The following is a 24,812-nucleotide window of genomic DNA, read 5'->3' as shown; positions in this document are numbered from 1 at the left end:
AAACCCTAGATGATTAATTAAGCAGCGATTTTACTATCTACGCCCTAAAAAACAAGATGTAGATCACAAAAAAAATCAGATTGGCGTAGCTAAATATTTAATCTGGCGACTATTTTTACCGAATGAAGATTTAATTAATCTATTTATGTCCTCGGCATTAACTGAATTCGCTGTTTTTGGAATATCAAATAACGCTTCAATTCCATAGCTGTGTATCGTGTAACGATTTAAGAACCATGCTTGCTGTACTGAATTATCTTTTAATGATTCTAAATCTACTACCAACTGTTTAGCAGCAGCGTTAACCTCACTATCAGTGACTCCTTTCAATAGCTCTTCTATCACCTTGTTAACAGCAGATTCAATAAGCTCTGCATTCTTAGGGGCAACTTGTGCCCCAATAAGCCAATGAGGCTTAAATTCACTGTCTGCATTAACCATTACGGCATAGGGTGCATAGTCCAAACTTAATTCTTCACGAACATAATGCATCACCCTCTTAGATATGATTCGTTGCAACATATCTTCCATAAAAATGGATTTAGCTGATTTATTTTCGATGCTCTGCTCTGATATAAATTGAGCTAAATAATGACTATTCTGCTCAGTATTTACCGCCATCGTCATACTGAGAACAGGATCAGACTTATACGTTAAGGCGTAATCGGTTTTATCCGCAGAACTCAGTTTCATGCTTGCTATATATTGACGAAGTAACGGTTTTAACTCGGACGGTTTTAAATTAGCCACAACCACTAACTGATAATTACGGTTCTGATGAAATAGTAAATGATGCACACGTTTAATTTGATCACTAGTCACCGTGTTTACACCATCACCATCGAGCAATTGATGACGACTGGTTGAAGGAAAAGTATTTCTATTAATTGCTTTAGTAAACTGCCCAAGCGAGGTTGATATATACGCACTTCTGTTTTGCTCAAACTCCTGTTTTACTGCTTTTAATTGCTCTTCATCTACATTAATTTCAGACATGATCGTAGCCAGCACTGCAAACGTCTCTGCTAGTCCTTCTTTATCTGTTATTCCCTCAATACCATGATGTGTAAAGTTTATAAAAGGATAAAGTTCTATCCCTCTATTTCTTAAGTGGGAATCTAATTGAGAGCCAGTAAACTTACCTATACCACTACGAGTGACGGTAGGAACAGCTATATTAGCAGCCGGTATCAATTCAGAAGGCAACGCTGCAATCCCCCCTTTACTTGCTAGTGAAAACACCACTTCATCACCAGCATCGAGTTTTCTCAAATAAAGGACATTTACTCCATTGTCTAGTGTCCAACGCGTTAAATCGAGTTCATCAGATAATTGAATTTCAGATAGAATCGTGCCACTCGTCATTGGAACAGGAAAAGCAGCACTCACATTATTAATCAGTGGTTCATTTCCTGATTTTGCATATATTGATTTTAGTTCAGGGATACTTGATTCTATTTGAGCCATCGACTCAACCGAATCAACACCAATAGCAAATTGATACGAAGATGACAGTAATTCATCAATATGATCATTAATTGCTTTCAAATCTGTCGCTGCTAAAAATGTCTTCAAACTTGCTTTGTAATCTAAACTTGATTGACTTATTTGCTGACTCACAATGCCGTTAACTCTATTTTCAACATGGTCATAAGGCGTCAATTTTTCTCGGTTTGCATCAAGATTATCAAGCTGATGATGGTAAGGTTGGAGTAAATTATCTAACTCACTATATGACACGCCATGATCTCGTAGCGAAGCTAGCGTTTCTAAAAATAGTTGTTGGCTTTGGGTTCTATAATTAGCAGGAAACGAAACTGAAGAGATGAAATAACGCTGATCAGACGCATAGTAATCCGTCGAGTAAATCCATTGAACTGGCATTGCTGCGTCAAGGTATACCCCACCTAATCTTTGCTGAATAATTGAATGAGCAATTTCATCTAGCCATAACTGATGTTGTTCTTCTCTTGTATTGGTTCGAAAATCACCACGATCAATGACTATAGCAATGCTTGGTGCCTCACCACTTGCTACTTTTCCTATAAAGTTATTTTGGTTTAAAGCCTCTAACGGTTTTAAGCTAACTGTCGAAGTTCCTTTCTTCCAGCTCTCAAAATGTTCTGTGATAAGTTTTATTGCATTTTCTAAAGTAATATCACCACTAATAATAATTTCAGCTAATTGAGGTTGATACCATTGATTATAAAATTCAGACAACCGTGTTGAAGAGGTGGATAAAACCGACTCTTTATTTCCAATAGGATCATTACTTTCATAAATCGTCCCCTCAATTACATGTTCATAAAACTGAGCAGAGATAGGTTTATCTTCTAATCTTGCATGACGAAACTCGCCAAGAATTACCTCTTTCTCTTTTTCGACTTCAGTAGAAGAAAGTTCAATTCCATCAGCAATATCCCTCATCCAGGTAAATGCGTTATTAATCTCACTATTATTTGGAAGATCTAATTTATAAACGGTTTCTTCATAAGAGGTGTAGGCGTTAATGTCTGCCCCAAAACGTAAACCTGCATTTTCAAACAAAGAAATTACATCATTTTGAGAAAAATGTTCACTACCATTAAAAGCCATATGCTCGACAAAGTGAGCGTATCCTTTTTGATTTTCTGTCTCTTGGAATGAGCCAGCATGAACTATAAAACGAATAGAGACCTCTTTCTCTCGGTCAGGATAAATATGATAACGGAACCCATTATCAAGCTGACCGCTGACCCAACGAGGATCAGATTTTAATTCTGTAACTGATGTAGTTGCACATCCTGATATAAACAAAAAAGCAATAAACGCCAACCAATAATGTTTCATCATACATCCTTGTAATTATACTCAGTTTACGATTTTTCCATTTGTTCACAAACTGAGCGAAATTGCAAGAAATTAGCAAAATAGTTATTATTATCAATAAGCTAGTTTCATCACTCTTACTATGATTTTTTCCAAGCCCCAGACAGCAAAAAGGCTCATACCTTTCGATATGAGCCTTCTCTAAATATGGCAGAAGTGAAAGATTCAAACTCCCAATACGCGTGTTCTTATGGTGGGGGAATCCGCTGCTCTTTTCTATGCTCTAGAAACGAAAAAACCCCAGCATTTCTGCTGAGGTCTTAAATATGGCAGGGGTGGAGAGATTCAAACTCCCAACTCGCGCGTTCTTATGGCGGGGGAATCCGCGGCTCTTTTCTCAAACCGCAGATAGCAAAAAGGCTCATACCTTTCGATATGAGCCTTTTCTAAATATGGCAGGGGTGGAGAGATTCGAACTCCCAACACGCGGATTTGGAATCCGCTGCTCTGCCAGTTGGAGCTACACCCCTGTTGTGCGTGCTATTGTAATGACTTCTATAATAAAATCTACACTTTCCACGCTAAAAACATGAATCTAAACTAAAATTTCTACTTCTATCGCACTATTTTACTAAAAACGAATAGAATTTAACCGAGTTTTATCTTATCAACAAACTGATCCACTCGTTGCCAGTTGGTATATTCAACTTCTTTCGTTGGATCTGTCTCTCCACCAGTCATTCTCATGATCAATTGAATCATGAATCGATCAAAAAAGTTATAGCGAGGATAGAACAAGGCACCCGCAAAGGTATCTTGCAAAGCAGGAGCCCAAGGTGACTTCAATAAGAACTTTTTAAAATACACGCTCGTTTCTGGCGTATCTTTTCCTTCTTTACGAGCCGTCAAATTAACAATAAAAAAAGCAGCCTTCGCTTTCTCTAATGCTATTTGGTGCTTAGCAATAAATTGATATAACTTTTTATTCAAATGGCCATAGCGAATAGAAGCGCCAATCACGACACGATCATAATCGGCAAGTGATACCGTTAATGGTTGATGCAAATCGACTAACTCACATTGAACATCACTTCCTAACTTAGTCGCAATATAATCCAATATCTTAATCGTTTGACCTTCACGACTTGAGTGAAGAAGTAATACTCTTTCCACAATAAACCCTTTAATTTTTCTAATCTAAAACTAACTACGCCAAAACGTCGGCGTAAATAAAATAAGCAAGGTAAACACTTCCAAACGACCAAATAACATTGAAACAATCAATATCCATTTTGCAGCATCATTCACTTCTCCAAAATGCACCGCTACTTCACCTAAGCCCGGACCTAAGTTATTTAATGTCGCCGCTACCGCAGAAAACGCGGTCAATTCATCAAGTCCTGTTGCGATAAGTGCTAGCATACAAATGACAAATACCAATGCATAGGCAGAAAAGAAGCCCCATACGGCATCAACCACTCGTTGTGGTAAGGCTTTACTGCCAATCTTAATAGTAAAAATAGCTCTTGGGTGAATGAGGCGTTTTAGTTCACGCATCCCTTGCAGTGACAGCAATAAAATACGAATTACTTTCATACCACCACCCGTTGACCCTGCACAACCACCAATAAACGATGAGAACAGCAACAACACAGGCAAAAACAGAGGCCACTCAGCAAAGCTGGTTGTGGTAAAACCTGCGGTTGTTGATATTGATACCGTTTGAAACAAAGCTTGGTCAACCGCCATTCCTATCGAGTCATACGTACTGTGTTTAAGTAATAACAAGAAGGTGATAAGAAACAACAATATTTGAATAAAGATAAACGCTCGAAATTCGGGATCTTTCCAATAGTACTTAGGGTGTACGCCACCAGAAGCAAACGCGGCGAAATGCAATGAAAAATTACACGCAGAGATAAGTAAAAACACCACAGTTATGCCATTTATCAATGGGCTATTAAAGTAACCCATACTGGCATCGTGTGTAGAAAACCCACCAATCGCTATGGTAGCAAAACTATGAGAAATGGCATCAAACCAGTCCATACCTGCTGCCCAAAACGCCAAAGCACACGCAATAGTTAACGTAAGATAGATATACCAAAGTACCTTTGCTGTTTCTGCAATTCGAGGGGTCATTTTAGAATCTTTAACAGGGCCTGGAATTTCCGCTCGATACAGCTGCATACCACCGATACCTAATACGGGTAAAATAGCTACCGCTAATACGATGATACCCATACCACCAAACCATTGAAGTAATTGGCGGTAGAATAAAATCGCTTTTGGCAGATGATCTAACCCTGTAAGAACCGTAGCTCCTGTTGTCGTTAACCCTGAAAATGATTCAAAAAAGGCATTGGTTACCGATACAGCAGGATCTCCTGAAAGCAAAAATGGCAATGCCCCTGCACTGCCGATTACCATCCAGAAAAGAACGACGATGAGAAAACCATCGCGAGATTTTAATTCTTGTTTATGTTGGCGGTTAGGAAACCAAAGTGCACCACCTCCTGCCAATAATAAGAAGAAAGTAATAACAAATGGTACACCCGCACCATCACGATAAATGAATGCGACGAAGGCTGGAGCCAACATAAAAAAGCTAAACACCGCAAGTAAGATACCCACGATTCGAATAATTGAACGAAACTGCATGATTTATTGGACGCTTTGCGTCATTCTCATCCTAAATAATTGATGTTATATGAATTTCATTCTTGCGATGGAAACTCTATTTTTGCGCCACTTTTATTAATCACTGCGGTTTTAAATTCATTAATAGCACGCTTTTCTAACTCGACAGTCATGATAACTTTATCACTATAATCCGCCATTACTTGTTGCCCTTCAAATTGAAGTAACAAGGTTTCGACCAGACTCACTAAGTTATAATCACAATGTAAAACAAGCATCTCTGTAATTCGTTTCTCTTCTGTTTCAATGAGCTTTAATGCTTGTTGAACACCGCCACCATAAGCTTTAACTAATCCGCCTGTTCCTAATTTAATCCCACCAGAATAACGAGTGACTACCGCGGTAATTTCACCAATGCCACTCCCGCTCAATTGAGCAAGAATTGGTTTTCCAGCGGTACCTGAAGGTTCGCCATCATCACTAAAGCCCCATTTCATTGAATCTTCGGGTCGACCAGCAACAAAGCCCCAACAGTTGTGCCGAGCATCAGAGTGTTTTGTTTTTATTTCAGCGACAAACGCTTTGGCTTCATCAATCGATGAGGTTCTCGCAAGGTAGGTAATAAAAACACTTTTTTTAATCTCTTCTTCAAATACCGCCATCGCTTTTGGCACTTGATATGGCTGATCGTTCATAGATTACACTGATAGTAAAAACGGAACCTTAAAGTGTATCACTTCTAATGAAATTTACTCTTTATTCACAAACTTTTATTCACAGTTAAAAGAGAGGAAATTTGTGATCAACCAAGATAAACGTAAACAAATTGTTAAGTTTAATTTGAAATCTGTTTAAATTAACACCACTATTAACTGGTCAAACCAGATTATCATAATAACGAATACTCTTATCTGGTTATCATTTCATGGAGATAGAAAATGATTTATCAAGGTGAAAACCTCTCTGTAGACTACATCGAACCTGGCGTTGCTCACCTCGTATTTAATGCGACTGGCAGCATAAACAAGCTCAACCTTGCAACCCTACACTCGCTGGGTGAAGCCATTGATGCACTCTACCAACAAAAGGACTTACAAGGCCTCTTACTATCATCAGGTAAAAGTGCCTTTATCGTTGGTGCAGACATCACTGAATTTCTTGGTCTGTTCGATACTCCTCCAGAAGAGCTCAGTGAATGGCTACATCAAGCCAATATCATCTTTAATAAGCTAGAAGACCTTCCGGTTCCTACCTTAACAGCCATCACAGGGTTTGCACTTGGTGGCGGTTGCGAATGTGTCTTAGCGACTGATTTCCGTTTAGCTGATGAGACCGCTTCTATCGGGTTACCAGAAACTCAATTAGGTATCATGCCGGGCTGGGGAGGCTCAGTTCGTCTTCCTCGTTTGATTGGTGCAGACCCTGCAATGGAAGTGATTACCACAGGTAAACCTAAACGAGCAAAAGAGGCCTTAACACTAGGAATGGTTGATGGTGTTGTTCCACGTGAAACCTTGATAGATGCGTCAGTCTCTATGCTAAAACAAGCGATTGATGGCCAACTCAATTGGCAACAACGCCGTGAACAAAAGAAAGCGCCATTACAACTCTCGCCTCTAGAAGCTGCCATGTCATTTAATGTCGCTAAAGGCATGATAATGAAAATGGCAGGCAAACATTACCCAGCACCAATAACGGCGGTTAAATCGATTGAACAAAGTGCAGGAATGAGCCGTGATGAAGCGCTCGCAATTGAGAATAAACACTTTGTTGCCCTAACCCGTACCGAAGTGGCTAAGTCGTTAGTTGGTATTTTCTTAAACGACCAACTAGTGAAAAGCAAAGCAAAACAAGCAGTGAAAAACAGTGAACCTGTCGCAAATGCAGCCGTGCTTGGCGCGGGCATCATGGGTGGCGGCATCGCTTATCAGTCAGCATCTAAAGGCGTACCAGTCTTAATGAAAGACATTGCTCAAGCATCATTAGATCTTGGGATGAATGAAGCCTCTAAACTGCTTAATAAACAGTTAGAGCGCGGGCGCTTATCTGGATTAAAAATGGCGCAAGTGCTTTCATCCATAACACCATCTTTAAATTATGGTGGCATTGATAGCAAAGACGTCATTGTTGAAGCGGTCGTTGAAAACCCAAAAATCAAAGCCGCTGTTTTAGCAGAAGTAGAAAATGAAGTTAACGAAAACGCAATTTTAGCGTCGAATACTTCAACCATCCCCATTTCGTTATTAGCAAAATCACTCAAGCGTCCTGAAAATTTCTGTGGTATGCACTTCTTCAACCCTGTTCATCGTATGCCATTGGTTGAAGTTATCCGTGGTGAGAAAACCTCACAACAAACCATTGATCGCGTTGTTGCTTACGCCTCTCAAATGGGTAAGACCCCAATTGTTGTGAATGACTGTCCTGGCTTCTTTGTAAACCGTGTCCTTTTCCCCTATTTTGCAGGCTTTAGCTTATTGCTGCGTGATGGTGGTAATTATCAACAAATCGATAAAGTGATGGAAAAAGAGTTTGGTTGGCCAATGGGACCAGCTTACTTACTTGATGTGGTAGGTATTGATACGGCGCATCATGCACAAGCTGTCATGGCTCAGGGGTTCCCTGAACGTATGGCAAAAAACGGTCGTGATGTGATTGATGCGATGTTTGAAGCTAATCGCTATGGCCAGAAAAATGGTACTGGATTTTATGCTTATACAGTAGATAGAAAGGGTAAACCGAAGAAAAATGTGGATGATGGCACCGGTGCGATCATTGCCACGGTAACCAACACAACTCAACCTTATACCTCAGAGCAAATTAGTGCTCGTATGATGATACCTATGATTAACGAAGTGATCCGATGCTTGGACGAAGGCATTATTGCTTCTCCTGCAGAAGCTGACATGGCGTTAGTGTATGGTTTAGGTTTCCCTCCATTTAAAGGCGGTGTTTTCCGCTACCTTGATGCGATTGGATTACCTACTTACCTAGAGATGGCGAAAGAGTTTGAGCAACTTGGTGCAGTTTACCAAGTACCTGAAAGTATCAAGCAGAAAGCGGCGGCAGGCGAATGTTATTACCCAGCCCCTAAAGCACCCTCTGTATCGGCATCACTCTAAGGAAGGATTTATCATGAAAAATGTAGTTATTGTTGATTGTATCCGTACTCCGATGGGTCGATCTAAAAATGGCGTATTTCGCCATACCCGTGCCGAAGATTTATCAGCGCATTTAATGAAAGGCTTAATCGAACGAAACCCAAAAGTTGACCCCAATCAAATCGAAGATATCTATTGGGGCTGTGTTCAACAAACCTTAGAACAAGGCTTTAATATTGCACGTAATGCCTCATTATTAGCAGGCTTACCAAAATCTATCGCAGCCACCACAGTTAACCGTTTGTGTGGTTCATCTATGCAAGCCCTGCATGATGCCTCTCGCGCGATCATGGTTGGTGATGCTGATATTTGTATTATTGGTGGTGTTGAGCATATGGGCCACGTACCAATGAACCACGGTGTTGATTTCCATTCTGGTTTATCAAAAAGTGTGGCTAAAGCCTCTGGAATGATGGGGTTAACGGCAGAAATGTTAGGTAAGATGCACGGCATTACTCGTGAACAACAAGACGCTTTTGCACTGGCCTCTCACCAAAAAGCACATAGAGCGACGATTGAGGGTCATTTTGATTCTGAAATATTGCCAATTGAAGGCCATGATGAAAATGGCGCACTCACCTTAGTAAAACATGATGAAGTCATTCGCCCAGAAACCACACTTGAAGGATTAGCTGCGCTTCGACCGGCCTTTGATCCTGCGAATGGTACCGTAACAGCAGGTAGTTCATCCGCTCTTTCTGATGGCGCTTCAGCAATGTTGATCATGAGTGAAGAAAAAGCCAATGAGCTTGGTTTACCCATTCGCGCTAAAGTTCGTTCAATGGCAGTCTCTGGCTGCGATCCATCTATCATGGGTTATGGACCTGTTCCCGCAACTCAAAAAGCCCTTAAACGAGCAGGTTTGTCGATTAATGAGATTGATTTGTTCGAGTTGAATGAAGCGTTTGCAGCTCAATCCCTACCATGCATTAAAGATTTAGGTTTACTGGATGTAATGGAAGAGAAGATTAACTTAAATGGAGGAGCTATTGCGCTAGGGCACCCATTAGGTTGTTCGGGATCCCGTATTGCCACCACATTAATCAATAACATGGAACGCACTGGCGCTAAACTTGGTGTCGCTACTATGTGTATTGGCCTCGGTCAAGGTATCGCAACAGTATTCGAACGCCCTTAGTGTTTTGAAATACAAACCATAAAAACTAAAAAAGTCGCCTTCTTGGGCGACTTTTTTCGAGTTGATACCTAATTTGGTATCGCTTTTGTTATCTTATTTCTTTGAGATAACTTTCGTATCACGCGCTTGGTGGAACCAAAAACGCTTTCTGCCTGTTGATTTAGACATGAGATATCCTTCTTAACTTAGTATAAACATGCATCAATACGATGCGCTTGTTCAGCCTGAGAAGAGATATTTATCTTATGTAATTTATACATAGGGAAGTTGTACGTTCTTTATCTTATCAATCTAGCTATTTTTAAGAAGAGCGGTTGTTTAAAAACTGCTTTTCAAAAATAAAGTAGATAGCCTAATTAACGGTATTAGGTATAAAGCCAACGCATTTTCACAACTTCGATAGCACACGGTCACATTACATTATAAATAGATCCAGTTAGGCTTATTCGTTGCTAACGATCTGCTGAAATGTTCAATTATTAATGATTGGAAAAGTGAAATGAAACACGGAGATAATAGCTTTTTCGAAGATATTTTTCTGAGGGTTTTACTTGTACTTATTGCTTGTATTAATAACTCTATACATCAGAGCAAGGGTGCAAAATAACACGATCCAATAAAAAGTAAAGATCTTATTTACTCTTTTTTGAAAAATAATATCGCAGAGGATCTATGCAGAAAACGCATATTACTAATGTTTAAGTATCATTTTTTTTATTTGACTAACTCACCTACACTTATCTCATTGGTCAAACGCACTGTTTGATAATCGTTATTTATTCTTATTGGAGTTCGTTATGTTTAAAGCACTAGTTCTGAATCAAGAAGAGAGAAATACCATTGCTGCTGTTACTGAGATCGACGAGTCTCAGCTGCCTGAAGGTAATGTGAAAATCGATGTAAACTACTCTTCTCTAAACTATAAAGATGGCTTAGCGATTACTGGTAAAGGACGTATTGTTCGTAATTTCCCTATGGTTCCTGGTATTGATTTAGCGGGTGTTGTTTCTCAATCAGACGATGCTCGTTATAAAGCAGGTGATGAAGTGGTACTTACTGGCTGGGGCGTTGGTGAAGGTCACTGGGGTGGCATGGCTGAAAAAGCAAGCCTAAACGGTGACTGGTTAGTCCCTATGCCAAAAGGCCTAGACGCTAAAAAAGTAATGGCTATCGGAACAGCTGGTTTTACCGCAATGCTATGTGTTCAAGCGATTGTTGATGCTGGCATTAAACCAGAAGATGGTGAGATCTTAGTAACAGGTGCAAGTGGCGGTGTAGGCAGTGTGTCTATCACGCTTCTTAACCAACTTGGTTATAAAGTTGCCGCTGTAACAGGCCGAGCTTCTTCAAATGGCGACCTACTTAAATCATTAGGCGCATCACGCATTGTTGAGCGCAGTGAACTAGAAGAACCAGCGAAACCATTAGAAAAACAACTATGGGCCGGCGCTATTGATACGGTTGGTAGCAAAGTGCTAGCAAAAGTATTAGCGCAAATTGATTACAACGGTGCAGTGGCTATTTGTGGTCTTGCGGGTGGGTTTGATTTACCAACAACGGTAATGCCGTTCATTCTACGTAATGTTCGCTTACAAGGCGTCGATTCTGTTATGTGCCCTCGCGAGAAACGCATTAAAGCATGGGAACAATTAGCTGAGTTACTTCCTGCATCATTCTTTGAGCAAGCAACGAAAGAAGTGTCTCTTGATGACGCAATTCAAGCCGCAGAAGACATTACCAACGGTCAAATCACGGGCCGTGTTGTTATCAAAATTTAATCGATAATAGTAAAAGAGTTAAGACTAAGCCCTACCTAGCTTAGTTTTAATGTGAAACATCAGTAAACCTGGCAGCTTAATCGCTGCCTTTTTCTTATCTAAAGAATAATAAGCTATACAAATCCAATGTCTTCAATTCGTTTTTCAATTAACTTACCGCACTCTTCTTTTACTACGCGTCGAAGCCAAGTTTGAGCCGGTGATGAATCACAACGAGAATGCCAAATTAAAGAGTAATCAAACGGCGTAAATTCAAACGGCAATGGTTTAATAACCAGATCATATCTTTCAGCAACCAAGTATGCGAGATCCGCGGGTACCGTGATCACTAATGGCATTTTATCAACAATGGCCAACGCCGCTTCTAAATGATACGCCCTAAGTACCTGTCTTCTTTCTCTTTGACCCAATAACGCAGTATCCAATAACGCCTTTACTCCATCACTGATGGCAATCATGGCGTGAGGTAGTGATAAATAATCATCCAGGGTTAATACTGATCCTGCGAGTGGGTGGTTCTGAGATAACAGACATAACACCCCAACCTGCCCTAACACATCCTGCTTAAGCGGAGAAACAGAACCAATTGGTCGACATATCGCCATGTCCACTTTTTCAGTGCTCAGTTGTTTAAACAAGTTCTCATGATTAAGTGAGGTAAACTCTAATGAGATGCTCGGCGCTTGCTCATAAATTTTAGGAAGCGCATAAGGTAAAATGGTTTGCATTGCATAGTCAGTGGTCGCAATTAAGAAATGCTGATCACAATGCATCGGCGTAAAATCGCTAGGGGTAAGTAACTGGCGTAAAGACTCTAATGGCTGATTTATTTGCGCATTAATTTCTAAAGCTTTTTGTGTAGGAACTAAATGCTGGCCTTGACGAGTAAAGAGCGGATCACCAAGGAGATCTCGCAATCGCCCCAACACTCGACTCATCGCTGATTGACTTAAGTTGAGCCGAACAGCCGCTTGGCTCACGCTGTTTTCTTCTAATAATACTCGAAGTGCAATGAGTAAATTTAAATCACGGCGATAAACTTCTTCTAGTTCCATTACCTACACCTATGTTTGATATACCTTAATGGTAATTACGTAGTTTAACGGTTTTAAAAATAAAAAAAATCCCGCAATTCATTCATTTCTTGTTGGAATCAAGAACGATAAAAAGGCGGGAAAGTTAGAGTGTGGTGTAATTTTTAATTGTTAAGGTGTTTCTAGTAATCTTTTTCTTCTGCGGTTTCACTTTCTGACCAGGTTTTTAACTCAATCGTCAGCGCGATCATAACGGAGGCAAGACTAATTAAAGGAAGTAAGCTGATATTCTCAGGGGTACGTAATACTAATGAGCAAATGGTAACGAAACAAAGAACACAATAAATGGTTAAGCGATCTATTTGAGTAAGCATAATGACGATCCTTCTATTGCTTTCATATCTATAGCTAAAACAACGAAATAACCGTCCAATGTTAATTTGTTGTTAACAAATAATTTACGCTCTTTTCAGTTCTTTGCCAATGTGTATTGATTATTTTTTTTACAGCAGTATGATCTTGGTCGCCTTTAACTGTAATGAGATACAACAATGACCATCAACTTTGATACCGCCAACCAAACCTTAGAAGCGGAAGGATTACGCTGCCCAGAGCCTGTAATGATGGTTAGAAAAACAATTCGACAGATGCAAGATGGTGAAACGCTATTGATCAAAGCAGACGACCCATCGACCACGCGTGACATTCCAAGTTTCTGTCGTTTTATGGATCATGAGCTTATTGCGGAAGATACTGATTCGCTGCCTTACCGATTTCTTATCCGTAAAGGGCTTTCAGCTTAAGAAATGATAAAGGCGACCACGAGGTCGCCTTTATACTGTTTAGGGATAGTTTATGTATTGATATCTCGCACTTGTTTTTGAATGCTTTCAATCTCATGTTGCAAGTTACGCATCTCTTTTTTCATTGGTAATACATAATGAACGCGAACCCAAGCATCCACAGATAATGCGGTCGTGACAATTGCCCCAACGACCATAGGTATCCACATATCGGTCAATACCATACCTAATAAATTAAGCGCCAAAGCGACGGTAAATAAATAACACTGGCTTTGTGGTGAGATAGCTAAAAAACGAGTCATGATAAGCTCCTTTCCTTTAAGAAACATCTACCAATACAACTAATTCTAGCTATAGATTATCATCTCTCTCACAAAACCTATGTGGTTAGTATCACACTCTCACTCAGATTTTATGAAACTTTGATGACACTCGTTATATCACCAAAAATTACTCCCCCGTATAAACGATCATTACCTTATCGGATTCATTTTTACGTATGACAGCATAGTAAGGTTCTTGCTTAACCACTTGGTAATTTCCTTGTGATATCGCAGTATGATTTGATCTAAAAGAAAGTAGTTTCTTCCAATGAGAACGCAATGACCAATTAAGTCCTGTCGCATCCTCCCAATTCATCATGCTATATAGATCACCTGGTTTTGCACTTTCATCCCCATACCAAATCGAAACACTGTCGTGAGATAACAATAAAGCGGAGGCCGCATCTCTGTATTGAGCATAATTATCAGCCGTTAACGCTTGTTGCTTATCTTTATCAAACCAGGTTAACGCATTCATGGCGACTTTATTTTCAGTCGTTTTTTGAGCACTTAGTTGTGTTTCACATTGAGATTCAATTGACTGCTTTTGAGGGATAAAATGGTTATTATTTTCTAAATCGACCACAATAAAAGAAGACCCTTCAAGCGCTTTATATTGATTGTCTTTCTTCCATGCTTCAAATGCCTTACTGCCTTGTTCTTCGAATTGTTTTGTTAACTTAGGCGTTGATTGAGCTAAAACAATGCCATCAATACCAAACTTGGTTATCCATTCAGTCACCCATTGCGTTAATAATGCGTGTTTATCCTGACTGACTTGGCTCACTGCAGTTGTCGGTTTATTGGTAAAGAAGGTTGGCGTTGACACTACCCCTTCATAATTTGGATTAAACCAATCTGAAGACCACCATTGTGGGACTTGACCATCTTCACCTTTAAATGCATCTAAATAATGCGTTAGATTCTGCCCTTCTTTTGGATGCCAATCATTCCAGTAACTTGGCAGTTCACTGCTGTCTTTAGGTTGAATAGAAAATTGCTGCAAATCGGCAAGGCTTGGTTGAGAAGGAGCAGTATCAATACTCCACACTACTCTCATTCCTAATTGATGAGCAAGATCGACAAACGCTCTCATCTCTTGCTCTGAACCCATATTGGTATCAAGCTGTGTCCAATCTAATGTGGCACCACCTGCGTATGGATATTCTGGTGTATTGCCATTTTTTCCAGGAAGCCAGCCATGAACTTGCTCTAGTGGTGTCGAAATCCAAAGTACATCAACACCTAGCTCAGCTAAGTAATCCAGTTTTTGCGTTAACCCTGCAATATCACCACCTTTAAAACCTTGTGATGAGGTTTGACGACCATAGCTGTGGTCATTCCAACTGTTTCCATTATAAAAACGATCGGTTGCGATATGATAAAACGTGGCACTCTGCCATTGGAAATCACGCTTCTCTGCTTCTGCTTCCTGTACTGAACTTGATTCTAATAACAGTAATCCACCACTATGACGACTTGGTGTTAGCGTTATTTGACCATTCTTCACTTGAGCAATATTGCCAGAGTAAGCATCTGTGACGACTGCACCTTCAGACCACAATTCTGAAACGGTAACCGTCACAGGCTGAATGCCTAATGAAGGACATACACTGACTTGATTCGTCGAATCACTTGAGACTACAGGAGTATTCTGTGAAGAAGAATTTGCATTATCCGTGGTTGGTAATGAAGTACTTTGACACCCGACCATAAGTGAAAGGGAGATAAGAGTTGTACACACAGATAATTTCATCGAAATCAGCAGCCTAATAAAAGAGAGAACATCAATTGTAGTCATTGTTAAGTATATTATTAACCTCTAATTTTCGAAAATACGATATCTAGACAAAAAAATACCCCGCAAAAGCGAGGCATTTCATGAAATTTGGCTATTTCTTATTTTTGAAGAAGAGAAATATCCGCAATATCTAAGAACAGATTACGAAGCTTGTTAAGCAGCGTTAAGCGGTTAATCTTAAGCGCTTCATCATCAGCCATAACCATTACACCATCAAAGAAGGCATCAACAGGTTCACGTAACTCAGCTAAACGACTTAGTGCTTCTTGATAGTTACCTGCAGCAAATACAGGCTCTAGTGCTTCAGCTAGGATCTCTACTTTCTCAGCCAATACTTTCTCTGCATCTTCTTGAAGAAGAGCAAGATCGATTTCTTGAGCCAGTTCGCCATCGAATTTCGCAAGGATATTACCTACACGCTTATTCGCAGCCGCTAGAGATTCTGCAGCGTCTAGTTCACGGAAGTGAGATACCGCTTTCACACGCTTATCAAAATCAGCAGGTTTCGTTGGACGACGAGCAAGTACCGCTTGGATGATATCTACGCTGAAACCTTCATCTTGGTACCATGCGCGGAAACGACCTAGCATGAAATCAATCACATCTGTCGCTACGTTTGCATTCGTTAGCTTGCTTGAGCCATCTTCAAGTGCAAATAGAGATTGCGCTTTAGCTACTAGGTCAACTAAGTCTAAGTTGTAATCTTTCTCAACGATAATACGTAGAATACCCAGCGCAGCACGGCGAAGTGCAAATGGATCAGAACCTTTAGGTGCTTGACCAATACCGAAGATACCAACCAATGTATCTAGTTTGTCCGCCATTGCTACTGATGCAGAAATATCTGTGCTTGGTAGTTCATCACCCGCAAAACGTGGCATGTATTGCTCATAAAGAGCGAGAGCTACTTGCTCATCTTCACCATCGTGAGTTGCATAGTGCATGCCCATCACACCTTGTGTATCTGTAAATTCAAATACCATAGATGTCATTAAGTCACACTTAGCTAGAAGGCCCGCACGTTGAGATTTCTCAACATCCGCACCAATTTGCTCAGCAATGTAACCTGCAAGCTCAGTAATACGGTCAGTTTTGTCTTTGATCGTACCTAATTGCTTTTGGAAGATAGCTTGTTCTAACTCAGGTAGACGGTCGATAAGTGGACGCTTACGGTCTGTGTTGAAGAAGAATTCTGCATCAGCAAGGCGTGGGCGAACTACTTTCTCGTTACCTTCGATAACGTGACGAGGCTCTTTAGATTCGATATTAGAAACGAAAATGAAGTTAGGAAGTAGATTCTTCGCTTCGTCATACACAGGGAAGTATTTTTGGTCACCCTTCATTGTGTAAACTAACGCTTCTGAAGGCACTTTTAAGAACTCTTGTTCAAATTTAGCCGTTAATACTACTGGCCATTCAACAAGAGAAGTCACTTCTTCTACTAAGTCATCTTCTAGATCCGCTGTACCGCCTACTGCTGCCGCTGCTTTTTGAGCATCAGCAAGGATGATCGCTTTACGCGCATCGTAGTCAGCCATTACTTTACCGCGCTCTTCTAAGATCGCAGGGTATTGATCAGCAGAGTCAATCGTAAATTCGCTTTCACCCATGAAACGGTGACCACGAAGTGTACGAGTAGAAGCAACGCCTAAGATAGAACCCTCAATCAGCTCGTCACCCAATAGGATAGTCAGTGTTTTTACTGGACGAATAAATTGAATGTCTGAGTTACCCCAACGCATTGTTTTAGGAATTGGTAAGCCTGCTAATGCTTTTGCTGCTAATTCAACAACAAGCTCTTGTACAGGTTGGCCTTTCACTGCTTCTTTATGAAGTAGCCATTCGCCTTTGTCTGTTTTTAGACGCTCAGCTTGTTCAACCGTAATACCGTTACCACGAGCCCAACCTTGAGCCGCTTTGGTTGGATTACCATCCGCATCAAATGCAGATGCGATAGCTGGACCACGTTTTTCAACGATTTTATCTGCTTGACCTTCATCTAATTCAGCCACTTTAAGCGCTAAACGACGAGGTGTTGCATACCATTTAACACCTTGGTGTGCTAAATCAGCCGCTTTAAGACCCGCTTCAAAGTTAGAAGCAAATGCTTCAGCTAATGAACGAAGCGCTGTTGGTGGAAGCTCTTCAGTGCCTAATTCGATTAGAAAATTCTTCGCCATGATTACTTCTCCTCAGTTGCTGTCGGCTTATTAGAACGACACATAGGGAAGCCTAATGCTTCACGTGATGCATAGTATGCTTCTGCAACCGATTTAGTTAAGTTACGAATACGAAGAATATAACGCTGACGCTCTGTTACAGAGATTGCTTTACGTGCATCTAGCAAGTTGAATGCGTGACCTGCTTTTAGAATGCGCTCGTACGCTGGAAGAGGTAGAGGCTTTTCAAGTTCAAGCAGCTCTTTACACTCTTTTTCACACTGGTCGAAGAAACCAAATAGGAAATCAACATCCGCGTGTTCAAAGTTGTAAGTCGATTGCTCAACTTCGTTTTGGTGGAAAATGTCACCGTAAGTAACCACACCTTGAGGACCATGGTTCCACACAAGATCGTAAACTGAGTCTACTTCTTGAATGTACATAGCAAGACGCTCAATACCGTAAGTGATTTCACCCGTTACTGGTTTACACTCAAGGCCACCTACTTGTTGGAAGTAAGTAAATTGCGTTACTTCCATGCCGTTTAGCCAGATTTCCCAACCTAGACCCCAAGCACCCAATGTAGGGTTTTCCCAGTTGTCTTCTACGAAACGAATATCATGAACAAGTGGATCGATACCAAGCACTTCTAAAGAACCTAGGTACAGCTCTTGAATGTTATCTGGAGAAGGCTTTAACGCTACCTGAAATTGATAGTAGTGCTGCAGACGGTTCGGGTTTTCACCATAACGGCCATCCGTAGGACGACGAGATGGTTGAACATAAGCGGTAGCCATTGGCTCTGGGCCAAGTGCACGTAGACATGTCATTGGGTGAGATGTACCAGCACCTACTTCCATATCTAGAGGCTGTACAATCGTACAACCGTTTTGTGCCCAATAATCCTGCAGCGCGAGGATCATTCCCTGGAAGGTTTTGATATCGTATTTTTGCATAATTTAATTCGCGCGATGGTTGATAAATATAACCAAGAAGTATACCTCGCTGCCCTCTTTGGGAGTAGCAAAAATAAGCACTTTCTTAAAATTCACAGTGAGTTTACGGCTTAATCAATAAAATCAGGGCTTATCTTGGCTCTTTATCTCTGTTTGGTGTTGAGGTATGTTGTTAAAACAATCAATACTCAGACTCAACAAATAGCGCGGTAGTCGTAATGAAGTTTACTCAATTTGGCGAAAAATTTACTCGTTACAGTGGGATCACCCAATTAATGGATGATCTAAATGATGGCTTACGTACCCCTGGAGCAATCATGCTCGGTGGTGGTAACCCTGCTGGCATTCCCGCCATGCTCGACTACTTTAAAAGCGCCTCACAAGAAATGCTCGATTCTGGTGAGCTGGTTGCTGCAATGGCCAATTATGATGGGCCACAAGGTAAAGACTCTTTTGTTAAAGCATTAGCAAAACTATTAAAAGAGACTTACGGTTGGGATATTTCAGAGAAAAATATCTCTCTAACCAATGGTTCTCAAAGTGCTTTCTTCAGTCTATTTAACCTTTTAGCAGGCACTTATGCGGATGGTTCAAAAAAGAGAATTTTACTGCCTCTTGCTCCGGAATATATTGGCTATGCGGACTCTGAACTAGAAGTCGACAGTTTTATTTCTTACCGTCCTGAGATTGAATTACTCGATAACGGTTTGTTTAAATACCACGTTGATTTTAGCCAGTTAACTGTTGACGATTCTGTGGGAGCAATTTGTGTTTCTCGTCCTACCAATCCAACGGGGAATGTCATTACGGATGAAGAAGTGGCCAAACTCGACACATTAGCTCGTGAACATAATATTCCGTTAATTCTTGATAATGCTTATGGCACCCCTTTCCCGAATATTATCTTTGAAGAAGTCACGCCATTTTGGAATGAAAACACCATTCTTTGCATGAGCCTTTCTAAGCTTGGTTTACCTGGGTTACGTTGTGGCATTGTGATTGCCAATGAAGAAATGACAGCAGCCATCACTAACCTAAATGGCATTATCAATCTTGCACCAGGAAGTATGGGCCCTGCAATTGGTTTGCACATGATTGAATCAGGTGACTTATTGCGTTTAAGTGAGGAGGTTATCCAGCCTTTCTATCGCCATAAATCTCAAGCTGCAGTTAAGATGTTACAAACGGCGATTACCGATCCTCGTTTTCGCATTCATAAACCTGAGGGCGCTATTTTCTTGTGGCTATGGTTTGATGAATTGCCTATCACGACAATGGAACTGTACAAACGCTTGAAAGCACGTGGCGTATTAATTGTTCCGGGAGAGTACTTCTTTATTGGGCAAGATGACAGTTGGGAGCACGCTCATCAATGCTTACGTATGAACTACGTTCAAGATGAAGATATGATGAAAAAAGGCATTAATATTATTGCAGAAGAAGTGCTGAAAGCGTATTCAGAGTAAATAAAAAGCGGTGAGTTGTGGTACTCATGACTCATTGCTTTTCCATCACCAACAAATGGCAATATCAAGTGTTGAATGATCATCAATGACAAACAGCATTGGTGATTCCAAAGCAATAAGTCATCACGATTTCTAATACCACTCTGGATAAGTCGTTGTTCAGATAATTGCGTAGGAAAAATCGATTAGAGCAAGGCATAAATTGCAGTAACTAGTGGATCTAATTACAAAATTTATAACGCAGATATAATCGATTTTAACAAGCAAGAATGATCAAATACTTATGTAGATTGGTATAATACCCGCTGTAATAAAATACAGACACAAAAAAGGCGCTATCACAGCGCCTTCATTTCAAATTTTTACCAATCTACGATTAGCTTTCCAGTAAGTTATTACCGTTAATTGCAATCTTACGAGGCTGCATCGCTTCTGGAATTTCACGTTCTAAATCAACATGCAGTAAACCATTTTCCATGGTTGCGCCCACCACTTTCACATAATCCGCTAATTGGAATTTACGCTCAAAGTTACGCTCTGCAATACCTTGGTATAGGTACGTTTTCGCTTCATCCGATTCAGGACGCTCACCGCGTACAATCAGCATATTCTCGTGTTGAGTTAAATCGATTTGTTCATCAGCAAAACCCGCCACCGCCATGGTTATACGGTAGTTATGTTCTGATTTTTGCTCGATGTTATAGGGAGGGTAACCACCATTAGTTTTCGCTGAGTGGCTTTCCATTTGATTGAAAAGACGATCAAAACCAATTGCTGAACGGTACAGTGGAGTGAAATCTACATTACGCATAATACTATCCTTTACTTTAAGCAATAGTGAGTACAACTACCCCAAACTTAGGTCCTTAGTTGCCTCTATCAAATTATAAGACTTTCCGTTTTGGACAAGTCATGTTCAGAAGACCCTTTCGGCATCCTCTTCATAACTAGATATGCGGCTCAGTGATTTTATTTTCAAGAGATATAGCCAAAAATATTTTCCATTCCCATTCAAAACTAATACTAAACAACTGAACTACAAACGAAAACAAACCCCAAATTCCTGACAAAAAAAAGCACCGCCAACAGCAGTGCTTCCTAATATATCTAAATTCTAAGTTGAGATAAATTGCCGCTGTAATCGCTTAGTTCAAGGAGAAGGCGCGGAGCTTATGAATATAAGCGAGCACCTTCGACGCAGAAATTAGTGATTACAGCAAATATTTACTCAACTTAGACGTCTAAGTTAGCTACACGTAATGCGTTCTCTTCAATGAAGTTACGACGCGGTTCAACTTGGTCACCCATTAGCGTAGTAAACAATTCATCCGCACTTACTGCATCGTTGATTGTTACTTGCATCATACGGCGAGAATCAGGATCCATTGTTGTTTCCCAAAGCTGCTCAGGGTTCATCTCACCCAGACCTTTATAGCGTTGTAAGTAAACACCACGACGAGATTCTTTAATTAACCATGCAATCGCTTCATCTAGTGTTTCTACTGGTTGTTTGCGCTCACCACGTTGTGCATAAGCACCTTCTTCAATCAAACCATTAAGCGCTTCTGATAGCTCAGCGATACGGCCGTACTCTTTCGAGTTAAGCAGATCAGCACTTAATACGTATTCATGTTGAACACCGTGAGTACGAACAACAAGCTTAGGCTGGTGAATGTTTAATTCTTCATTAAAATCCAATGCTGCTGTGTACTGACTTGCACCAGTTTCGTGCTCATTAAGATCAGTAACTAACGCCTCAGTCCACGCTTTAACTTCAGCTTCGTTTTCACACGCTTCCTGAGTTAATCGAGAGGTATAAACTAAACGATTTAATAGCGCTAATGGGTAACGACGGCTCATACGCTCAATCAGTTTCATTACACCATTAAACTGCTCAATTAAATTAGCCAGCTCTTGACCAAAGATTGATTCATTTGGATTAACAAATAACGATGCGTTATCTAACGCTTGCGTGATTTGGTATTCACCCATTGCTTCTTCATCTTTAATGTACTGCTCTTGTTTGCCTTTCTTCACTTTGTACAGTGGTGGCTGAGCAATGTATACATAACCACGCTCAATCAGCTCAGGCATTTGACGGTAGAAGAACGTCAGTAAAAGAGTACGGATGTGAGAACCATCGACATCGGCATCGGTCATGATGATGATATTGTGGTAACGCAGTTTGTCAGGGTTGTATTCGTCACGACCAATACCACAACCAAGTGCAGTAATTAGTGTGCCAACCTCTTGAGAAGACAGCATTTTATCAAAACGTGCTTTTTCAACGTTTAGGATTTTACCTTTAAGAGGCAGAATCGCTTGGTTTTTACGGTTACGTCCCTGCTTGGCTGAACCGCCAGCAGAGTCCCCTTCCACAATATATAGTTCAGATTGTGAAGGATCTTTTTCCTGACAATCCGCAAGCTTACCTGGAAGACCTGCAATATCTAACGCGCCTTTACGACGAGTCATTTCACGCGCTTTACGAGCGGCTTCACGTGCGCGAGCTGCATCGATGATTTTAGAACAAACCATTTTCGCTTCACCTGGGTTCTCAGCTAAGAACTCAGACAGTTTCTCACCCATTGCAGATTCAACCGCAGACTTCACTTCAGAAGAAACCAGTTTATCTTTAGTTTGGCTTGAGAACTTAGGATCAGGCACTTTAACCGAAACAACCGCTGTTAGGCCTTCACGCGCATCATCACCAGAAGTAGATGCTTTCGCTTTCTTAGAAAAGCCTTCCTTATCCATGAAAGTGTTTAATGTACGAGTTAGCGCAGAACGGAAACCGGCTAAGTGCGTACCACCATCACGTTGTGGGATGTTGTTGGTATAACAGAAAATATTTTCTTGGAAAGAATCATTCCATTGCATTGCCACTTCAACAGCAATGCCATCTTCTTCACGCGTGAAATCAAAATGGAATATTTTTTGATGAATAGGTGTCTTATTGCGATTTAGGTGATTAACGAACGCTTGAATGCCACCTTCAAACATGAAGTGATCAGATTTATCTTCTTCACGCATGTCTTGTAAAATAATAGACACACCAGAGTTTAAGAAAGACAACTCACGCAGGCGTTTCGCTAGAATTTCATAAACAAACTCAATGTTTGCGAACGTTTGGTCACTTGGCCAGAAACGGATTTTAGTACCTGTAGTATCTGTTTTACCAGTCACTGTTAGAGGGGCTTGAGGTACACCGTGACAATACGTTTGTTGGAAAATCTCACCTTTACGATTAATCGTAAGTTCAACTTTCTCTGATAATGCGTTTACTACTGAAACACCAACACCGTGAAGACCGCCTGATACTTTATAAGAGTTATCGTCGAACTTACCGCCTGCGTGAAGTACCGTCATGATAACTTCTGCAGCAGATACGCCTTCTTCTTCGTGAATTTCAGTGGGAATACCACGACCATCATCGCTTACAGATACCGAGTTATCTTCGTGTATCGTTACAATAATATCTTTACAGTGACCAGCAAGAGCTTCATCGATTGAGTTATCGACAACCTCAAACACCATGTGGTGAAGACCTGTACCGTCGTCGGTGTCGCCGATATACATACCCGGACGCTTACGTACTGCATCTAGGCCTTTTAGTACTTTAATACTCGATGAATCATAATTTTCTGACATGAGTTACTCTCGCGTTTTTATCCTTGGGCTATTTTGCCATGTTCTATCTCGAACATCTTGCTTTCTTCATCATGCATATCTGCAATCTGTTCAGCAGTAATCGAACTAATAAACACCTGCGCCTTTGTCTGTTTCAAATATTGAGCCAGCAATTGACGGCGATGACTATCCAGTTCAGAAGCAAAATCGTCTATTAAATAGATGCACTGCTTTCCTGTTGCTTCTGTTAAATGTTGCCCCTGCGCTAATCGTAGCGCACATACCATCAACTTTAGTTGACCACGAGACAACACATCTTCAACAGGAGTGCCTGCAACTTTAATTCGTAAGTCGGCTTTATTTGGGCCGCCGACGGTATAACCCAGCTGTTTATCTCGCTCAAAGTTCTTCTTGAGCAAATCTGCGTATGGGGTTTCTCTATCCCAACCGCGATAGTATGACAGCTTTATGTCATATTCTGGTAAGAATGCCTGACATATTTGTTGAGTTGCTTCAGATATGTGATTGATGTAATCCACTCGCCACTGATCTATTTTTTCAGCCAGTTGTGCGAGTTCCAGATCCCAGTAACTTAGCTCTCTATAACTGTGTGCCGTTTTTAATAGTGCATTACGTTGCTTGGTTAATCGCTTCACTCGGCTCCATGCTTCATAAAAAGCAGGTTCCACGTGAAACACTCCCCAATCTATAAATGCTCGGCGAAATTTAGGGCCATCAGTAACTAATTCAAACCCTTCAGGGTGAATTAATTGAAGCGGTAAAACCTTAGCTAATTGTGCCAGTTTTTGCCCACTTTCTCCGCCTATTTTAACCTCTGTTGTGCCATCGCGCTGCTTATTTATACCAATAGGCAGTTCAAAGTTTTCTGGTGTGGTGAAACGACCATGAATAAAAAGCTCGTTACAGTCATTTCTAATGATCCGACCGGTTAACGAGCTCTTAAATGAACGGCCATGTCCGAGCAAATAGATCGCTTCTAGGACACTGGTTTTGCCACTGCCATTGGCTCCCGTAACAAAATTAAAGCCTGATGATAATTGAATATCACACGTCTTTATATTACGAAAATCATTAATGATTAGGCGTGATAATGGCAT

Annotated in this window: 18 protein-coding genes and 1 tRNA gene; 5 read left to right on the top strand and 14 right to left on the bottom strand. The window is 40.7% G+C overall.

Features of this window, described 5'->3' with window-relative positions:
• Window positions 1–75: 75 nt before the first annotated feature.
• From PVK63_RS08520 to PVK63_RS08500, 5 genes are all read right to left on the bottom strand, one after another.
• Window positions 76–2,829, bottom strand: a complete 2,754-nt coding sequence (locus PVK63_RS08520; RefSeq protein ID WP_130087518.1) for a M16 family metallopeptidase — start codon at window positions 2,827–2,829, stop codon at window positions 76–78.
• Between the two features lie 432 nt (window positions 2,830–3,261).
• Window positions 3,262–3,338: transfer RNA gene (locus tag PVK63_RS08515), tRNA-Trp, on the bottom strand.
• 118 nt (window positions 3,339–3,456) lie between these two features.
• Window positions 3,457–3,981: a menaquinone-dependent protoporphyrinogen IX dehydrogenase gene (gene hemG, locus PVK63_RS08510; RefSeq protein WP_130087478.1), complete on the bottom strand. Its 525-nt coding sequence runs from the start codon at window positions 3,979–3,981 to the stop codon at window positions 3,457–3,459.
• A gap of 30 nt (window positions 3,982–4,011) precedes the next feature.
• The gene (locus tag PVK63_RS08505) at window positions 4,012–5,469 is read right to left on the bottom strand and encodes a TrkH family potassium uptake protein (protein ID WP_130045783.1); all 1,458 of its coding nucleotides are present in this window, start codon (window positions 5,467–5,469) and stop codon (window positions 4,012–4,014) included.
• A 56-nt stretch (window positions 5,470–5,525) separates the two neighbouring features.
• Complete coding sequence (locus PVK63_RS08500) at window positions 5,526–6,143, bottom strand: YigZ family protein (RefSeq protein WP_130087480.1); 618 nt, start codon at window positions 6,141–6,143, stop codon at window positions 5,526–5,528.
• 243 nt (window positions 6,144–6,386) lie between these two features.
• On the opposite strand from PVK63_RS08500, the gene fadB reads away from it, so the two are divergent.
• From fadB to acuI, 3 genes are all read left to right on the top strand, one after another.
• Window positions 6,387–8,567 (top strand): fatty acid oxidation complex subunit alpha FadB, encoded by a 2,181-nt coding sequence (fadB, locus tag PVK63_RS08495; RefSeq protein ID WP_130087482.1) that lies wholly within the window; start codon window positions 6,387–6,389, stop codon window positions 8,565–8,567.
• A gap of 13 nt (window positions 8,568–8,580) precedes the next feature.
• The gene (fadA, locus tag PVK63_RS08490) at window positions 8,581–9,744 is read left to right on the top strand and encodes an acetyl-CoA C-acyltransferase FadA (RefSeq protein WP_130048488.1); all 1,164 of its coding nucleotides are present in this window, start codon (window positions 8,581–8,583) and stop codon (window positions 9,742–9,744) included.
• A 797-nt stretch (window positions 9,745–10,541) separates the two neighbouring features.
• Complete coding sequence (gene acuI / locus PVK63_RS08485) at window positions 10,542–11,522, top strand: acrylyl-CoA reductase (NADPH) (RefSeq protein ID WP_130087484.1); 981 nt, start codon at window positions 10,542–10,544, stop codon at window positions 11,520–11,522.
• A 113-nt stretch (window positions 11,523–11,635) separates the two neighbouring features.
• Here the strand turns inward: acuI and PVK63_RS08480 are convergent, their stop codons facing one another.
• A complete protein-coding gene (locus PVK63_RS08480) occupies window positions 11,636–12,577 on the bottom strand; it encodes a LysR family transcriptional regulator (RefSeq protein ID WP_130045778.1) in 942 nt (313 codons plus the stop codon).
• 161 nt (window positions 12,578–12,738) lie between these two features.
• A complete protein-coding gene (locus PVK63_RS08475) occupies window positions 12,739–12,930 on the bottom strand; it encodes a hypothetical protein (RefSeq protein ID WP_130045777.1) in 192 nt (63 codons plus the stop codon).
• Between the two features lie 177 nt (window positions 12,931–13,107).
• On the opposite strand from PVK63_RS08475, the gene tusA reads away from it, so the two are divergent.
• Complete coding sequence (gene tusA, locus PVK63_RS08470; protein WP_130045776.1) at window positions 13,108–13,359, top strand: sulfurtransferase TusA; 252 nt, start codon at window positions 13,108–13,110, stop codon at window positions 13,357–13,359.
• A 50-nt stretch (window positions 13,360–13,409) separates the two neighbouring features.
• On the opposite strand, the gene PVK63_RS08465 is transcribed toward tusA, so the two are convergent.
• The 4 genes from PVK63_RS08465 to glyQ all read right to left on the bottom strand — a co-directional run bounded on the left by PVK63_RS08465 (window position 13,410) and on the right by glyQ (window position 18,598).
• Window positions 13,410–13,661, bottom strand: coding sequence for a hypothetical protein (locus PVK63_RS08465; protein WP_130048486.1), 252 nt, complete (start codon window positions 13,659–13,661; stop codon window positions 13,410–13,412).
• Between the two features lie 148 nt (window positions 13,662–13,809).
• Window positions 13,810–15,438, bottom strand: a complete 1,629-nt coding sequence (locus PVK63_RS08460; RefSeq protein ID WP_130087486.1) for an alpha-amylase — start codon at window positions 15,436–15,438, stop codon at window positions 13,810–13,812.
• A 143-nt stretch (window positions 15,439–15,581) separates the two neighbouring features.
• Complete coding sequence (gene glyS, locus PVK63_RS08455) at window positions 15,582–17,663, bottom strand: glycine--tRNA ligase subunit beta (protein WP_130087488.1); 2,082 nt, start codon at window positions 17,661–17,663, stop codon at window positions 15,582–15,584.
• Window positions 17,664–17,665: 2 nt separating this feature from the next.
• Window positions 17,666–18,598, bottom strand: a complete 933-nt coding sequence (glyQ, locus tag PVK63_RS08450) for a glycine--tRNA ligase subunit alpha (protein WP_130048483.1) — start codon at window positions 18,596–18,598, stop codon at window positions 17,666–17,668.
• 218 nt (window positions 18,599–18,816) lie between these two features.
• On the opposite strand from glyQ, the gene PVK63_RS08445 reads away from it, so the two are divergent.
• A complete protein-coding gene (locus PVK63_RS08445; protein ID WP_130087490.1) occupies window positions 18,817–20,064 on the top strand; it encodes a valine--pyruvate transaminase in 1,248 nt (415 codons plus the stop codon).
• A gap of 376 nt (window positions 20,065–20,440) precedes the next feature.
• On the opposite strand, the gene PVK63_RS08440 is transcribed toward PVK63_RS08445, so the two are convergent.
• The 3 genes from PVK63_RS08440 to recF all read right to left on the bottom strand — a co-directional run bounded on the left by PVK63_RS08440 (window position 20,441) and on the right by recF (window position 24,812).
• Window positions 20,441–20,875: an Hsp20 family protein gene (locus PVK63_RS08440; RefSeq protein WP_130045771.1), complete on the bottom strand. Its 435-nt coding sequence runs from the start codon at window positions 20,873–20,875 to the stop codon at window positions 20,441–20,443.
• Between the two features lie 422 nt (window positions 20,876–21,297).
• On the bottom strand, window positions 21,298–23,715 hold the full coding sequence (gene gyrB, locus PVK63_RS08435; protein ID WP_130048481.1) for a DNA topoisomerase (ATP-hydrolyzing) subunit B: 2,418 nt from the start codon (window positions 23,713–23,715) through the stop codon (window positions 21,298–21,300).
• A 17-nt stretch (window positions 23,716–23,732) separates the two neighbouring features.
• Window positions 23,733–24,812 (bottom strand): DNA replication/repair protein RecF, encoded by a 1,080-nt coding sequence (recF, locus tag PVK63_RS08430; protein ID WP_130045769.1) that lies wholly within the window; start codon window positions 24,810–24,812, stop codon window positions 23,733–23,735.

Origin of the sequence: Aliivibrio sp. S2TY2, from assembly GCF_028765525.1 — a bacterium.
In the GTDB taxonomy this organism is placed as follows: Bacteria; Pseudomonadota; Gammaproteobacteria; order Enterobacterales; family Vibrionaceae; genus Aliivibrio; species Aliivibrio finisterrensis_A.
The sequence above is the reverse complement of the archived record's forward strand: the minus strand, read 5'-3'. Positions and strand labels throughout refer to the sequence as shown.

What these genes read in the sequence shown, in the direction of transcription:
- PVK63_RS08520 (WP_130087518.1), bottom strand. Translation starts at nt 2,829, where the DNA reads ATGAAACATTATTGGTTGGCGTTTATTGCTTTTTTGTTTATATCAGGA.
- PVK63_RS08505 (WP_130045783.1), bottom strand. Translation starts at nt 5,469, where the DNA reads ATGCAGTTTCGTTCAATTATTCGAATCGTGGGTATCTTACTTGCGGTG.
- PVK63_RS08500 (WP_130087480.1), bottom strand. Translation starts at nt 6,143, where the DNA reads ATGAACGATCAGCCATATCAAGTGCCAAAAGCGATGGCGGTATTTGAA.
- fadB (WP_130087482.1), top strand. Translation starts at nt 6,387, where the DNA reads ATGATTTATCAAGGTGAAAACCTCTCTGTAGACTACATCGAACCTGGC.
- fadA (WP_130048488.1), top strand. Translation starts at nt 8,581, where the DNA reads ATGAAAAATGTAGTTATTGTTGATTGTATCCGTACTCCGATGGGTCGA.
- acuI (WP_130087484.1), top strand. Translation starts at nt 10,542, where the DNA reads ATGTTTAAAGCACTAGTTCTGAATCAAGAAGAGAGAAATACCATTGCT.
- PVK63_RS08480 (WP_130045778.1), bottom strand. Translation starts at nt 12,577, where the DNA reads ATGGAACTAGAAGAAGTTTATCGCCGTGATTTAAATTTACTCATTGCA.
- PVK63_RS08475 (WP_130045777.1), bottom strand. Translation starts at nt 12,930, where the DNA reads ATGCTTACTCAAATAGATCGCTTAACCATTTATTGTGTTCTTTGTTTC.
- tusA (WP_130045776.1), top strand. Translation starts at nt 13,108, where the DNA reads ATGACCATCAACTTTGATACCGCCAACCAAACCTTAGAAGCGGAAGGA.
- PVK63_RS08465 (WP_130048486.1), bottom strand. Translation starts at nt 13,661, where the DNA reads ATGACTCGTTTTTTAGCTATCTCACCACAAAGCCAGTGTTATTTATTT.
- PVK63_RS08460 (WP_130087486.1), bottom strand. Translation starts at nt 15,438, where the DNA reads ATGAAATTATCTGTGTGTACAACTCTTATCTCCCTTTCACTTATGGTC.
- glyS (WP_130087488.1), bottom strand. Translation starts at nt 17,663, where the DNA reads ATGGCGAAGAATTTTCTAATCGAATTAGGCACTGAAGAGCTTCCACCA.
- glyQ (WP_130048483.1), bottom strand. Translation starts at nt 18,598, where the DNA reads ATGCAAAAATACGATATCAAAACCTTCCAGGGAATGATCCTCGCGCTG.
- PVK63_RS08445 (WP_130087490.1), top strand. Translation starts at nt 18,817, where the DNA reads ATGAAGTTTACTCAATTTGGCGAAAAATTTACTCGTTACAGTGGGATC.
- PVK63_RS08440 (WP_130045771.1), bottom strand. Translation starts at nt 20,875, where the DNA reads ATGCGTAATGTAGATTTCACTCCACTGTACCGTTCAGCAATTGGTTTT.
- gyrB (WP_130048481.1), bottom strand. Translation starts at nt 23,715, where the DNA reads ATGTCAGAAAATTATGATTCATCGAGTATTAAAGTACTAAAAGGCCTA.
- recF (WP_130045769.1), bottom strand. Translation starts at nt 24,812, where the DNA reads ATGCCATTATCACGCCTAATCATTAATGATTTTCGTAATATAAAGACG.